This is a genomic window from Prosthecobacter fusiformis (assembly GCF_004364345.1).
GTDB lineage: Bacteria > Verrucomicrobiota > Verrucomicrobiia > Verrucomicrobiales > Verrucomicrobiaceae > Prosthecobacter > Prosthecobacter fusiformis.
In genome coordinates, this window is the sequence record NZ_SOCA01000001.1 from 679,936 (window position 1) to 694,024 (window position 14,089).

Below are 14,089 nucleotides of genomic sequence, written 5' to 3' on the forward strand. Positions count from 1 at the left end.
GTTGCGTCATAATTGGCTTGCCGCGCTTGGTGGGAATGCTAAGCATCGGGCAGGTTTTTTCCTGTACATATGCATTATTCCATTGCCCGAGAGGGCCAGCACCTGGGGTCATTCCCTGAACAGGCACTTCGTGAGGGTATGACCGACGGGAGGTTTCGTTATCAGGATCTGGCCTGGACAGAGGGTCTGGCTGAATGGAAACCGCTAGGGCTGTTGCTGGGATTCGCCCCTCCTCTACCAGACACCGTTTTCATGCCGCAGCATGCCCAGCCCAAGGCAATGAAGGATGATGCGGGAATGCGACTGCTGCTGCCGGTAGGCAGATCCGCGTGGGCCATCGCGGCCGGGTATTTGGGGCTGTTTTCGCTGTTGATCATCCCGGCTCCGGTGGCGGTCATTATCTCCCTCATTGCCATCCAAGACATCCGGAAGAGCAAACTCTCCTCCAAAGGCCCCAAGTATGGCATGGGACGGGCCATCTTTGGCCTGATCATGGGATTGGCAGGCACGGTTGGCATTATGTTTCTGGTGTATGCATTGCTGAACCAGCCGCGTTACTAATTCCCTTCTCACTCACATCACTACTCCTATGAACTGGTATTACAGCAAAGATGGCGCCCAACTGGGGCCGGTGTCTCAAGATGAACTGGCAGGCATGATCGCCGAGGGCAGCATCCAGCCGAATGACCTGGTGTGGAAGGAAGGGATGTCCGGCTGGACACCGGCCGCCGCCATTCCTGAATTGCGCGGTGCGACTACGATGAGTGCACCAGGAGGAGCCCCGGCTCTGCCATCTCCGCCGCTGTTTTCGAATCCCTACCAAGCCCCCGTATCCCCAGTGGGCAGCACTTATGGTGAGCCGATTCCGAATTACCTCTGGCAGTCCATCACGGTGACGGTGCTGTGCTGTCTGCCTTTTGGCATTCCGGCGATCGTCTATGCGTCCAAGGTGGATGGACTGGCTTCTTCAGGGAACTACGCAGGAGCAAAACAGGCGTCTGAGAAAGCCAAAATGTGGTGCTGGGTGTCCTTCGGACTTAGTATGGCGGTCTTTGTTTTTTATGTGATCATGATGATCATCGGCGGGGCGGCCCAGGCGACAGGAGGATTCTAAAATCCGCCTCATGCACTGGCATCGCCTGGCGTTGGTTGCGGGTCTCGTGACGATCCTCGTCTGGGGTGCCTGGCAGCTTCGCGAGCATGGGCCAGGCGGGGTGCCCTTCCTGCCTGGCTGTCACTTCCGCCGCTGGACCGGCCTGGACTGTCCAGGCTGTGGGATGACGCGGGCGACTGCAGCCAGTTTAAACGGTCGCTTTCTGGAGGCGTTTGCCCTGAATCCGCTGGGCATGATCCTGCTTCCACTGGCGCTGGTGGGCCTGCTGCCGGAAACTTATAACTGGGTATCCAAGAAACCCATCCGTTGGCAACTGCGACCGGGAATTAAAACGACGCGGCTGATCGTGATCAGCATTTTTGTCTTCTGGTTCGTGCGAAATCTGCCGTGGTGGCCGCTACGCGCTGGGATGGAATGATGGGGGGGATTTCCCCCCATAGTCGGCGAGAGTCTCTCAGGATGAAGGGACCATCCTGGCTTCGGTACCCGGCTCCCATTTCAAGCCCCAGTCGCGGATGGCTCGCAGCACGGGAATCAATGACTGGCCCTTTTCCGTGAGTTCATAGGCGAGCCTGCGGCTACCTACAGAGGAAGGCACCTGGATGATGAAGCCCTGGGTGAGGAGGCGCTCCAGACGGTCACTGAGGATGTTGGTGGGGATCTTCTCCGGTGACGAGGCGAAGTCCTTGAACCGGTTACGGCCCAGGACCAGATCCCGCACAATGAGGAGCGTCCAACGGTCCCCAAAAATATCCAGGGAGCAGGCCACCGGACAGTGTGACCTGCGAGATGGGGGATTTGAGCCTGGAGGGGACAAGGAGGCTTTGGCCATAGGGTATGATTACCGGTCAACACTTGCATTCCACAAGTATTTTCACTTGTCTTTTGCAAGTGTTTGTGAGATTACCGGGCATGGATTTCAACGCCGAACCTCAATTGGCTCCTCCGGGAGCGGGTCTCCCTTTCCCGGAACTGATGGTGGCCAAGTTAATCTTTAAATGCCGACTGCAGCTTGGCAGCCGGGCTTCTTTCAGCGCGAGTTTCCAAAGCGAGCGACGGAAGATCCAAGAGCTGGTGAAGACCTGCGAGGAGAGCAAGGGTGCAGAGCCGATCCTCATCCCGAGGTTAACGGGCATGGAGGACAGCAGCCGCCACTGGTCCGTTTGGATGACGCTGGAGCATCTGCGCATGGTCCATGATTCCATCACAAAGGTTATCACAGCACTCACCTCTGGCGTGGCGATGGAAGGAGCGGCGAGCACCGCGTCCGTCAAGCCCCGGAAGGAAGTGACGGCGCGGGTGTTGAGGCATTATGAAACTTCCTGCGACGGGCTTCAAAAGGCAGTGGATGATGCACCGGATCTGAATACAAAATTGAAGTTTACGCATCCCTGGTTTGGCCCGTTGAATGCGGCAGGGTGGCATGCAATGGCCGGTCAGCATCTGGGTATTCACCGCAGGCAGATCGAGCAGATTTTGAAAAGGCTGGAAGCGTGAGCTGGGGTCTGCACCCCGAGTTTTATGCCATAACACAGACCGATTCCGGTTATAGATCGACGCCAGTATGCTGCCCTTCAGCGCGGATGCCTTTGCGGATGATGCACTGCTTTAAATGGGCACCGGTAGTGATGGTGGATTCCGGCCAAAGGATGCAGTCTTCAAGAACAGCGCCAGCTTCCACCACGGCTCCGGCACCGATGACATTGAGGCCGAGGAGGACGGCCTGAGGGGATACCTGGGCGGTGGGGTGGATGGCAGGCGCGGGGGCGGTGCCAAGCTGATGAAGGGCCTGATGAGCCTCCAGATATGCGGCGCGGCTGCCGAGGTCCCACCAATGGCCTTCATCAATGACGACGGCACCGAGGCGAGCGCCTTCCTGGATCATGCGCAGGAAGATGGGGATGACGGATTCCACCTTACCGGGGGTGAGCCATTCGTGAATCTCCGGCTGGCAGGCATAGATACCCGTGAAGAGGTATTCCCCTTCCCTGCCGGTGCCTAGCTTGTTGCGGATATCGGTGACGAGACCTGTCGTTTCATCATAGGAGATGTGGAGAGCGGGGCCGCTGCTGCGCAGGACGAGGGTGACAAGATTGCCTTTTTCCTGGTGCTCTTTTAATAAGGGCTGCAAAGGCAGGTCGGTGAGAATGTCGCCATTATAGACGATGAAAGGCTGGTCAGCGAGGAGGTCGCGCACGTTGGCGATGCCGCCGGCGGTTTCCAGACGGACGGGGCTTTCATTGCGAAAGGCGATAGGCGCGGCACGATGACGACCCTCTGGGAAGGCCTGGGCGTAGGCCTCCGGGATGTGATGGGTATTCACCACAAAATCCGTCACTCCGGCTGCCAGCAGGTGATCGAAGGCATACGTAATGAGAGGCTGATGGAAGACGGGAATGAGCGGCTTGGGCAGTTGCGCCGTGAGAGGACGCAGACGCTCACCCAGGCCAGCACCGAGAACGAAAGCTTTTTGCACGCGCGGCCTGTAAGCAGGAGGAAGGCGGGTGCAAACGGGAAAGCGATGGATCACCGTTTCTTCCTGACCGTAGGCATGAAATCAGGGAGAAAAAGTGACCTCAGAGGCAAGGCGGGCGGATTATTCCAAAGTATCCAACCAGTCCTGGAGCTGGCTTTTGATCTCTCCAGGGCCGTCCTCTGGAAAGTTTTCCGTGAGCCAGCGAACGTCCTCAGCGGCCTCCTGTTTCAGCCCCAGGCGCTCCTTCATGCGGGCGCGGTTGATGCGCTGAATGGCGGCATCGGGATCCAGGGCGATGGAGAGATCCAAATAAGGCATCGTCTCTTTGATGGCCGTGGCATCATCCAGGGTGCTGCTGAGGAGGTTGTTCAGCATGCGTAGGACGATGGCACGCTTGGTGGAGGGCTCCAGGGACTCTTCGGCAAATTCACCACGCTCGGTCAGCTCCAGGGCGGCTTCTTCCACAGAGAGGGTCTTGCCACGCTCAAAAACATCCACCAGCTTGAGTTCCCCCTCGGGGCCTTCGCGATAACCGACCATAAACTTGCCCGGCAGCGGAATGCCATGGACACCTTTCACCCCGAGACGGGAGGCAAGCTCAATGTAGAGAACCGAGAGGGTGATGGGCAGGCCTTCGCGGTCATCCAGCAGCTCGTTCATGTAGCTGTTCGATTTATTGGAGTAATCGTGGCGGCTGCCGTGAAAGCCGCCTTCTTCAAAGAGATAACGGTTGAGCCGCTTCACGGCTGGCAGGGTGCCTTTGGCGATCTCGGGGTCCTTCTTCAGATCATCCACCATGCGGGCGAAGTTTTGCAGATACTGGGTGATTTCCACCTCTGGGTTGTCATGCCGGGCGAGAAGAAGGGTGGCGCGAATGAGATCAATCTGATCTTCAGGCTTGGCTAGTTCAGCAGCGAGTTCAAGAGTGATGGCGTGGCGATGCAGGTCTTTTTCCAGATCGCGGAGGGCAGTCGCCTGCTGCTCTAGCTGGCGACGTTTTTCGACGAGCAAGCGGCGGCTGGCGGAAGGTTTATCGAGAAGTTGCTTCAGGGTCTCCTTTTTCGCCGCAGGACTTTTGGTGAAGGTTTCCAAGGCGATATCAATGGTGGCCGCGAGTGCCGCGGGGACGGGTTTTTCAGCCAGATCCGAGCCTACGCGAAAGCCCCGAAACTCCGCCACCGTGTTGCGGAATTTGCAGAGCCCGACGCTGCCGCCACGGAGGCCATCATCGGTCTGCACCAGGACACGCTGGCCATTGACCCAGCAGGTGATCTGCTCCGGCTCCACACGCACGCGAAGGTGGTTCCAGTCTCCGGGGCGATAAGCCTCGGTGGCGACATCGGCCAGAATGGTCCAGGAGTACACATCCGGACCTTCGAAACGGGTGAGCCGGAGTTTTCCTGCGGAAGGGTAAAAGCCGTAGTGGGCATCCTCACCATCGGAGCAAAAGACCAACCCCGCAGCCCCGGACTCGTCCTCCAGGCGGACATTGACGGCGACCTCAAAGATACCCTCGGGTTTATCCGCAGGCCGCAGGCAAAGGGAGCGCCCCCCAAAGCCAGTGCCGGCGGTGGCTGCCTTGATGATGCCCGCGTGCTGGGTCCAGCGGCCACCGAGGAGGGGTGTCCAGACTTTCGGATTTAGCACACCAATGGTTAGCCAGCGCTGCATCGGGACGGGATTTGGTTTTTCAATGAGGTGCTTCAATTCATTGACGGGCATGGCAAAGCCGAGGTTATCGGTGACGGCCGATTTCATGGTGAGAATGCCCAGCACATGTCCCTGACGATCCAGCAGGGGGCCACCGCTGTTGCCTTTTTCAATCGGGATGGCCAGGCGGATCATGGGGATGTCATTGATGACATCCGGGAACTCCGATACCACGCCATCCACGACGCTAAAAGCCAGGCCTCCGGGATTGCCCATGGCGACGATGGGCTGGCCCTGCCGGATGGAGTCGCTATCGGCGAGGGTGAGCGGCTTCAGGCCTTTTTTAGCAACGCGGAGGATGGCGAGATCCCAATGGGCATCCGTGGCAGTGACCTCCACCACTTCGTGCTTATCCCCATTGGCCATCTCCACCTCCAGCCGCCGGGCCTCGCCGATGACATGCATGTTGGTAGCGATCAGCCCGTCTGCGCTGACGACAAAGCCGGCCCCGAGGCCGTCCACCCCGTCACGACCAACCTGCATGACCTTGACCACGGAGGGCTTGACCTCGGCAGCGATGGCTTCGACCGATTTCGAAGGCGCAGCGGCCAAGGGGATGGCCAGCAGGAAAAGGCAGATGAAGGTGCGCATGATAAAACGGTTGTGCAATTTACGCGCCGGGAAAGATAAAGAGTGCGGACAGGGCGACGAAGATGGAAAAATGAATGCTCTCTCCTGATAACGGAGGGAAAAGCCCGGTCTTTGTTTCAAGAGAGCTGCTTTTAAGTCCGCTTTGGCTGATTCAGGTTCTACTTCACACCCCACACTCCGCATGAACAAGTCCCGCCTGCGCTTTCTGGATGCCCTAGTGCTGCTGCTTTCCATCTATGTCATTGTGGCATTGATGATCCAGCTAACGGTGCCGCTGGAGGAGAATGTGCGCGAGCTGATGAACTACCTGGATGTGTTCGTCTGCACCGTCTTCTTCAGTGATTTTGTCATCCGCTTCTGCAAGGCTGAATCTAAAATCGCTTTCATGCGCTGGGGTTGGATTGACCTGTTGTCCTGCATTCCTGCGAATGTTTTCACACTGGGCCGTGCGGTGCGCATTTTCCAGATTGTGCGCATCCTGCGGGCGTTCCGGTCTATGCGGGCCATCATGAGCTACCTGCACCAGCACCGGGCACGCAGCATGGCTGCAACGACGGTGCTGATGGCGGTGGTGCTGCTGCTATTCTCCATGATCTCCATTTTGATCTTCGAAAACGAAGAGGGTTCCAACATCCGATCTCCCCTGGATGCGCTTTGGTGGGGCATCACGACAATGACGACGGTCGGCTATGGAGACCATTATCCAGTGACGGTGGGAGGACGATTTGTAGCCATGCTGCTAATGATCACGGGAGTGGGGCTGTTCGGGGTGCTGACGGGATTGTTCGCCCGCTTCTTTGTAGAGCCTGAGCTAAAGAGGGACGACGGGGATATGAGAGAGCTGGTGAATGAAGTGCGGATGCTGAGGGAGCGTCTCGAAAGTATCGAAAAGCGCTTCACGGACACGCAGACACCCTGAAAGATCGCACGCTTAGCACCCGACTCACTTCTTCACCATGAAAGTACCCTTTTATACCTCTTTGCTGGCCCTGGCTGCTGCGGCCGGTCTGCACGCTGAAAACAATGTCCCGCCAGAAGGCTTCACCGCGCTGTTTAATGGCAAAGATCTCTCCGGTTGGTATGGCTGGGGCACCCGGGACCCGAGTGAACTGTGGGCCATGACGCCGGAAGAGCAGGCGGATTATAAAAAGAAGTCGGTGGAAGGCGGCACGGTGGATAAAAAAGGGAAGCCCGTGGATGACCACATCAATGCTCACTGGTCCGTGGACAACGGTGAGCTGGTGAATGATGGCAAGGGCCTCTACCTGACCACGGACAAGGACTATGGAGACTTCGAGCTGTGGGTGGAATACAAGGCCTTACCCTTGGGGGACAGCGGGGTGTATCTGCGCGGCATCCCGCAGGTGCAGATCTGGGATCCGAATGAAGAAGATCCCAAGGGACTGGGCCGCGCGAAGGGATCAGGCGGTCTCTGGAACAACAGCGCCGGTGCTCCAGGCAAGGACCCGAGTAAGAAAATGGACAAACCTTTGGGCGAATGGAACAGCTTCAAAATCACCATGATCGGCGAGCGTGTGACCATTATTTTCAATGGTGAAAAGGTGGTGGACAATGCCGTCCTGGAAAACTTCTTTGCCAACAAGAAGGCCGGTTACCTGGCCTATGTGAAACCGAAAGAAGGGGAAGTGGCTCCGCCAAAACCAGCAGGATTCATGAAGGATCCGGCCTTTGCCAAAGGCCCCATCGAACTCCAGACCCACGGCAGCGAAATCCGCTGGCGCAATATTTTCATCCGTGAAATCAGCCCGGCCGAGGCGGACAAAACCCTGGCCGCGGGTGACGAAGGATTTACCGAAATGGTCAACGGCAAGGACCTGAGCAACTGGCAGGGAGCGGTGGAAAACTATGAGATGAAGGACGGTGCGATTTACTGCCAAGAAGGCAAAGGCGGCAACCTGCTAAGCAAGGAAGAATTTGGCGACTGCATCATCCGCACGGAATTCATCCTGCCACCTGCGGGCAATAACGGCATCGCGCTGCGGGCAGACCTGGAAGGCAATGCCGCCTGGGGAGGGCTGGAGCTCCAAGTCATCGACAGTGATGGCTACAACGCCAAGACCGCTGCGGCGGGCAAACCAGGCCTCAAGGAATACCAATATCATGGTTCCGTGTATGGTGTCATCGGTGCCAAGCACGGCTATCTGCGCCCGGTCGGTGAATGGAATTATCAAGAGGTAACTGTGAAGGGCAACCAGATCACCGTCACGCTGAATGGCACCAAGATCCTGGATGCAAATCTGGATGAAGTGGACCGTAGCAAGCTGGACCCCAAACAGACGCCGAAGGGGTTGGATAAGAAGAGTGGTTTCATCGGCTTCGCCGGTCACAATGATCCCGTGGGTTTCCGCAGCTTCCGGGTGAAGAAGCTGTAGAAATTGGCCTTCCAACAAAAAGCCCGCCCTGGATTCCATGGCGGGCTTTTTTGTGAGACTTAGAGAGTCCGCATGATCAGGGAAGGATCAAATAGGATCCTTCAGTAACCTGCTGTTGCCGGGCCTCTCCGTTATAAGTGTATTCGACTGTGAGGATATTCTTCGGTGCCATCTGAACAGACGCAACGCCGTAACCTGAAGTGGTGATGACAGCGACATTGCCCTGGTTAGCGGCGGCGGTGCTCAGCGCATCCGTCACCAGAATTTTTACAGGCTGAGTAAGGGTGCCCATGGGAATAAGCTTGGCCAGGCGGTTCTTCACATTGCGAGCCTGATTTCCCTGAAGGGTGTACTTGGCACTCAACAGGACAATTTCTCCCGGTTTAAACTCAGCGGCTGGCGGTGGAGTCGGTGGGAGTGCCGCCGGATTTTCAGGCATGGATGCCGGTATCTGAGGCTTGGGCGTAAGCTCAACATCACTTTTATTCACCACCACTTGCCTGCCTGCGACAGCCAGGACGACATAACCCATCTTCTGTTCAATCACGTCATAGACCCGGTCTTTCTTCAAAGGCATTGTCCCATCAGACAGGCCGCGCTCATTGAGGGTTCTACCCGAGGTTGAACGAAGGAGGTTGCCCTGCATCGGAACTGACGCGCTTTGGGCATTGAGATGCGAAGCACTGAAGAGAGTGAGCGCCAGGAGTAAAAAAGTTTTCATAAAACGAGGACACTCACCATCCTTCACTGAAAATCCGTAGCCCTGCAACACCCGTTTATTTCTTATGCTATTCTAAACCCGACGGATCAGCCTAAGATAAGCAGCAGTGTTTCTGCCTGTTTTCCGCTTGCCCATCTCTTTGTGATTTTATAAACCTAGGAACATGAGCCTTCAACCAGCCCCCACGACCCGTCGTTCCTTCATTCGTCACACGGCCCTAGCAGCCACAGCCTTGTCAGCCTCGCGCGTACTCGGGGCGAATGAAACAGTGCGGGTAGCGGCCATCGGCGTTGGTGGTCAGGGAACAGGAAATGCCAAACGTTTCTCCAAGGTTCCTGGGGTAGAGATCGCCTATGTTTGTGATCCGGATACCGTCGCCCTGGATCGCGCCAAGAAGACCTTTCCGAATGCGAAGACGACCCAGGATCTCCGTCATGTGATGGATGATCAAAGCATTGATGCCGTCATTGTTTCCACAGGCAATCACTGGCACGTGCTCGCCGCCATCTGGGCGTGCCAGGCGGGCAAGGATGTGTATGTGGAGAAACCCGTGTCTCATAACATCTGGGAGGGGCGCCAGCTTGTGGCTGCAGCCCGCAAGTATAACCGCATCGTCCAGGGCGGCACTCAGCAGCGCAGTGATCCCTTTCATGATGAGTTGAAGGCGTACCTGGACTCCGGCACGCTGGGCGCGATGAAGTATGTGCGCTGCAACCACTACGGCATGCGCGCGACCATCGGCAAACGTGACACGCCCCTGGCACCGCCAACGACGGTGGATTACAATCTGTGGTTAGGCCCTGCCCAGGATGTGCCGATCCTGCGGGAAAAATTCCACTATGACTGGCACTGGAACTGGAACACCGGCAACGGCGAACTGGGCAACTGGGGTCCGCACATTCTGGATGACCTGCGCAATGTGGTGTTTCGCGACAAGGTCAGCCTGCCGAAGCGAGTGCTGGCTGGCGGTGGCCGTTACGGCTGGGATGACGCAGGTGAAACGCCAAACACCCATTTCCTTTATTATGACACCGGCGTGGTCCCAGTGATCATGGACGTACATAACCTGCCTCGTCAAAAGGGGATGAAGGCACCCGATGTGTATCGCCGCCGCCGTTCCAGCGCCTTCATGATCATCGAGTGTGAAGGTGGATACTATGCCGGCGGGCGTGGCGGTGGCTCAGCCCATGATCCAGAGGGCAAGGTCATCCAGAAATTCAAGGGTGATGGTGGCGGCACTCACGCGGCCAATTTCATCGCCGCTGTGCGCTCACGCAAAAGCAGCGACCTGAAAGCGGAGATCGAGCAGATTCATTTTTCCAGCGCCTGGTGCCACCTGGGCAACATCTCCTGGCAGCTCGGCCAGAACGCTGATCTGGACACGGCTAAAGCACGTCTCAAGGATTTCCAGCCGTGGCAGGAAGTCATTGAAGATCTGCCTGCTCACCTGACGGCCAATGAGGTGACCTTGAAGCCGGGCGATGTGAAGGTGGGGCCGATCCTTGAGATCGATGCCGAGAAGGAAACTTTCATCGGCGAATCTGCCACACCTGAAGCCCTGGCACTGCTGAAGCGGGAATACCGTGAAGGCTTTGCGGTACCTGAGGCGGTGTAAGTTTTTCCTCAATGGCAGTCAGGCACATCGTTGCCTGACTGCCGGTCTGTCACTCAGGAAAAGCAAAACCTGCCTCCAACCAACTACCTATTATAGCGGGTGCAGCAGCCAAAAACACTCCCCCAGGACATTCAAATTGTCCCTTATCAGCCCGTGCATGCCGATGCATTCAGACGCCTGAATGAAGAATGGATCACGGCTTATTTCGAGGTGGTGGAGGCTGACAGGCTCGTGCTGCATGAGCCGGACAAAAACATTCTGGCCATCGGTGGTCACATCCTGGTAGCGGTGCAGGGTGGAGAAGTCGTGGGCGTGTGTGCCCTGATCCCGCATGATGCGCAGACCTATGAACTGGCGAAGATGGCGGTTTCACCTTCCGCTCAGGGCAAAGGGGTCGGCTGGTTGCTGGGCCAAGCCGCTATTGAAAAAACGAGGGCCTGTGGAATGACCCGGCTGTTTCTTGAAAGCAATACCTCACTGGCATCTGCCATCCGTCTTTACCGGAAACTCGGGTTCCAGGAAACACTGGATGAAAAGCCGCATTACCAGCGATGCAATATCAGCATGGAAATGCCCGTCCTCCTTTCCGCACCCGAATAATGGCGCGTTGGCTTGAGAGTTTCGGTAACACTTCCAGTTATTCGCGCGTGATTGTCTCGTCCAGATTCAACAAGACGCGGGCGATTTCCTGGGGCTGAAGCTGGTTGAGCGTAGCACGTTCATCCTCGCTCGGAAGACGCGAAGTGCAGCGGCGAAAGGCAGCATCCAGCCCGTCCTTTTTTACGATTTCTTCCAAAGCCTGAGCGAACTCGACGAATGAACTGTCATTGAGAAGTGTGAGGGCTTGAAGGGGCGTGTTACTGCGGAGGCGGCGGGTGCAGGTGCTGAAGCCATCGGGAGCATCAAAGACGCTGAGGCCCGGAGGCGGCGTGGCGCGGAAGACGAAGGTGTAAAGACCCCGGCGGTAACGGTCGGCTCCTTTGCTCAAAGGCCAAGTGCGCTTGACCTGCCCGAGGCTAAGCACGCCCTCTGGGATGGGTGGATACACGGGCGGACCGCCGAGTGCCGGTGCCAGGAGACCGCTGGCACTGAGACAGACATCGCGGACGATTTCCGCGTCCAGGCGGAGGCGGTTTTGACGCCAAAGGAGCTGGTTGTTCACGTCCACAGCCAGGGCTTTGGTTGAGCGGTCAGCAGGCAGGGAACTGCTCTGCTGATAAGTCTGACTGCTGACAATGAGGCGGTGCATGTGCTTGAGGCTCCAGCCGTTTTCCATGAACTCGACAGCGAGCCAGTCGAGCAGTTCGGGATGGGTGGGCAGGCTGCCCATCGTGCCGAAGTCGTTTTCAGTATCCACGAGACCGTGGCCAAAATACTGCTGCCAGATACGGTTGACGATGACGCGGGCAGTCAGCGGATTGTCCCGGCTAACCAACCATTTGGCGAGATCCAGGCGATTCGGATCGGTGACGTTTAAATCATGCAGGACGGCAGGTACGGCTGGTTTTTGCTCAGCAGCCGGGCGGGTGAAATCACCCTTGATAAAAAGGGTGGTCTTCCGGGGCTGACCAAGCTCCTTCATCACCAGGGTGGTGGTGCCTTTGGTGAGCAGGCCAGTGATTTCCATGTAACGCTCATTGAATGAACGGAACACTTGATCCGCCGCACCAGGGCCACTGGCGAAAAGCAGACGCTGCTGGGTGAGGCTGCGTTCCTTTACCGGGCGCTTCAGGGTGGCACGGCGGTCTTTGGGCAGCTGGGCCAGGGCAGCGGGGGAAAGCTCCGCCTCCCAGACGGTGAACTCTTCCTGATGCTCAGCGATGTGAGCCGTGATTTTATCTTGCAGCACTTTTTGTTCGGCCTCCAGTTCCACCACATTGAGGGAGGGATCCTCCACCCTCAGAACCGGTTCATCTTGGTTGTTCAGAAAGGCGAAGAACTGGAAGTATTCCTCATGGCTGATGGCATCGAACTTATGGTCGTGACACTGCGCACAGCCGATGGTGAGGCCTAGCCAGACGGTGCCGGTGGTGGCCACACGGTCAAAGATGGATTCAATGCGGAACTGTTCTTTATCAATGCCACCCTCATTATTGATCTGGGTATTGCGGTGAAAACCTGTGGCGATGCGCTGGTCTTCAGTCGGCTTTGGCAGCATGTCACCGGCAAGTTGCTCAATGCTAAACTGGTCAAAAGGCATGTCCACGTTCAGGGCATTAATCACCCAGTCGCGATAGGGCCAGATGCTGCGCGGGGCATCAATGCTATAACCATTGCTGTCCGCATAGCGTGCCTGATCCAACCACCAGCGGCCCCAGCGTTCGCCATAATGGGGACTGCTGAGAAGTTGCGTGATTTTTGAGGCAGCAGCGGCTTTAGCATTCTTTTGCGCGGCCTGGACAAATGTGGCGACTTCCGCCGATGTGGGCGGGAGGCCTGTCAGATCCAAGTGCAGACGCCGGATGAGCGTTTCCGGCGTGGCCGGCGGGGAAAGTTTCAATCCTTCCTTTTTTAGTCTGGCCTGGATCAAAAGATCAATGGGATTGCTGCCTGGACCGTGACCGATGACTTCAGGTTTCTGTGGGGCGATGTAAGCCCAGTGACGGTCATCACTGGGTTTTTCAGCCGTAGGAGCCTGGGCACCTTCCACGATCCATTGCTTTAAAAGCGCCATTTGGGCGGAATCCAGCGGCCCGCGCTTGTAAGGCATCTGCGAGATTTCACTGTGGGTCCCGGCCACCACCTGATAAAGCAGGCTGTCATCCGCATTGCCGGGAATGACGGATACACCTCGTCCACCGCCTTGGATCGCCGCAGCGGCCGTATCCAGGCGCAATTTCGCCTTCTGCGTGGTGGCTCCATGGCACTTCACACAATGGGTCTGCAGCAGCGGCTTGATCTCCGCAGAGTAATCCACAGCCCCCCAGGCGGAGGCGGAAAGGGCAGTCAGCAGAAGGAAGGGCAAACGCATGGTCGAGAAGACTATTTCGTCGGCATGGGGGCCTGGCTTTCACAAAGCCGGATTAAAGAAAAAAGCCGTACCCTGGTTGGTGGGTACGGCTTCGGTCTGAAAGGGACGGGTTGGGGCGCCACCTTCAATCAAGGATTAGGCGTCCTTCTTCTTTTTCTTTGGAGCAGCGGTGAACTCTTCTTTGGAGAGCTTGCCGTCCTTGTCCTTGTCCTTGCCGGCAAACATTTTTTCAGCCTTGGCAGCGTCCTTCTTGGCCTGTGGGGAGGCCAGGAATTCTTCTTTGGTGACGGAGCCGTCGCTGTTGGCGTCCAGCTTGGCGAAAGCCTTGGCTGGATCAGCTTTTTTCTTGGCACCTTCTTTTTTCGCGCCGTCTTCGGCTGCATTAACGGTGAGGCTGGCGAGGGCCAGTACGGAGAGGATCGTGGTGATCGCTTTCATGATTGTTCGTGTATTCGGTTTGGTTTGGAAAACGGGGGTTGAGATCAACTGACCCATCCG

Annotated in this window: 14 protein-coding genes; 8 read left to right on the forward strand and 6 right to left on the reverse strand. The window is 57.1% G+C overall.

Going from position 1 to position 14,089, the window contains the following annotated elements:
- The first annotated feature begins 69 nt into the window (after positions 1–69).
- Genes EI77_RS02530 through EI77_RS02540 form a run of 3 tightly spaced genes read left to right on the forward strand, consistent with a single transcriptional unit; the run spans position 70 to position 1,532 of the window.
- A complete protein-coding gene (locus EI77_RS02530) occupies positions 70–561 on the forward strand; it encodes a GYF domain-containing protein (protein ID WP_133793178.1) in 492 nt (163 codons plus the stop codon).
- A 28-nt stretch (positions 562–589) separates the two neighbouring features.
- Positions 590–1,114 carry a CD225/dispanin family protein gene (locus tag EI77_RS02535; protein ID WP_133793179.1) on the forward strand — a complete coding sequence of 175 codons (525 nt, stop codon included), beginning with the start codon at positions 590–592 and terminating at the stop codon, positions 1,112–1,114.
- Positions 1,115–1,124: 10 nt separating this feature from the next.
- Positions 1,125–1,532, forward strand: coding sequence for a DUF2752 domain-containing protein (locus EI77_RS02540; protein WP_133793180.1), 408 nt, complete (start codon positions 1,125–1,127; stop codon positions 1,530–1,532).
- A gap of 36 nt (positions 1,533–1,568) precedes the next feature.
- On the opposite strand, the gene EI77_RS02545 is transcribed toward EI77_RS02540, so the two are convergent.
- A complete protein-coding gene (locus EI77_RS02545) occupies positions 1,569–1,946 on the reverse strand; it encodes a winged helix-turn-helix transcriptional regulator (RefSeq protein ID WP_133793181.1) in 378 nt (125 codons plus the stop codon).
- Positions 1,947–2,026: 80 nt separating this feature from the next.
- Between EI77_RS02545 and EI77_RS02550 the strand changes: the two genes are divergently transcribed.
- Positions 2,027–2,611, forward strand: a complete 585-nt coding sequence (locus EI77_RS02550; RefSeq protein WP_166646980.1) for a DinB family protein — start codon at positions 2,027–2,029, stop codon at positions 2,609–2,611.
- Positions 2,612–2,660: 49 nt separating this feature from the next.
- On the opposite strand, the gene EI77_RS02555 is transcribed toward EI77_RS02550, so the two are convergent.
- Together EI77_RS02555 and EI77_RS02560 are read right to left on the reverse strand one after the other, a co-directional pair.
- Positions 2,661–3,590, reverse strand: coding sequence for a nucleotidyltransferase family protein (locus EI77_RS02555; protein ID WP_166646981.1), 930 nt, complete (start codon positions 3,588–3,590; stop codon positions 2,661–2,663).
- 120 nt (positions 3,591–3,710) lie between these two features.
- Positions 3,711–5,891 (reverse strand): transglutaminase family protein, encoded by a 2,181-nt coding sequence (locus tag EI77_RS02560; protein WP_166646982.1) that lies wholly within the window; start codon positions 5,889–5,891, stop codon positions 3,711–3,713.
- A 181-nt stretch (positions 5,892–6,072) separates the two neighbouring features.
- Here EI77_RS02560 and EI77_RS02565 point away from each other — a divergent pair, with 181 nt between their 5' ends.
- Entirely contained in the window at positions 6,073–6,810 is a 738-nt protein-coding gene (locus tag EI77_RS02565; protein ID WP_133793185.1) for an ion transporter, read from the forward strand.
- 37 nt (positions 6,811–6,847) lie between these two features.
- Positions 6,848–8,284 carry a 3-keto-disaccharide hydrolase gene (locus EI77_RS02570; RefSeq protein ID WP_133793186.1) on the forward strand — a complete coding sequence of 479 codons (1,437 nt, stop codon included), beginning with the start codon at positions 6,848–6,850 and terminating at the stop codon, positions 8,282–8,284.
- A gap of 76 nt (positions 8,285–8,360) precedes the next feature.
- Here EI77_RS02570 and EI77_RS02575 read toward each other — a convergent pair whose 3' ends face one another.
- On the reverse strand, positions 8,361–9,005 hold the full coding sequence (locus tag EI77_RS02575; protein WP_133793187.1) for a hypothetical protein: 645 nt from the start codon (positions 9,003–9,005) through the stop codon (positions 8,361–8,363).
- A gap of 163 nt (positions 9,006–9,168) precedes the next feature.
- Here EI77_RS02575 and EI77_RS02580 point away from each other — a divergent pair, with 163 nt between their 5' ends.
- Both EI77_RS02580 and EI77_RS02585 read left to right on the forward strand, forming a co-directional pair.
- The gene (locus tag EI77_RS02580) at positions 9,169–10,620 is read left to right on the forward strand and encodes a Gfo/Idh/MocA family protein (RefSeq protein ID WP_133793188.1); all 1,452 of its coding nucleotides are present in this window, start codon (positions 9,169–9,171) and stop codon (positions 10,618–10,620) included.
- A gap of 99 nt (positions 10,621–10,719) precedes the next feature.
- The gene (locus tag EI77_RS02585; RefSeq protein WP_133793189.1) at positions 10,720–11,220 is read left to right on the forward strand and encodes a GNAT family N-acetyltransferase; all 501 of its coding nucleotides are present in this window, start codon (positions 10,720–10,722) and stop codon (positions 11,218–11,220) included.
- Between the two features lie 37 nt (positions 11,221–11,257).
- Here the strand turns inward: EI77_RS02585 and EI77_RS02590 are convergent, their stop codons facing one another.
- Positions 11,258–13,591, reverse strand: a complete 2,334-nt coding sequence (locus EI77_RS02590) for a PSD1 and planctomycete cytochrome C domain-containing protein (protein ID WP_133793190.1) — start codon at positions 13,589–13,591, stop codon at positions 11,258–11,260.
- A gap of 135 nt (positions 13,592–13,726) precedes the next feature.
- Complete coding sequence (locus EI77_RS02595) at positions 13,727–14,029, reverse strand: EF-hand domain-containing protein (protein WP_166646983.1); 303 nt, start codon at positions 14,027–14,029, stop codon at positions 13,727–13,729.
- Between the last annotated feature and the right edge of the window lie 60 nt (positions 14,030–14,089).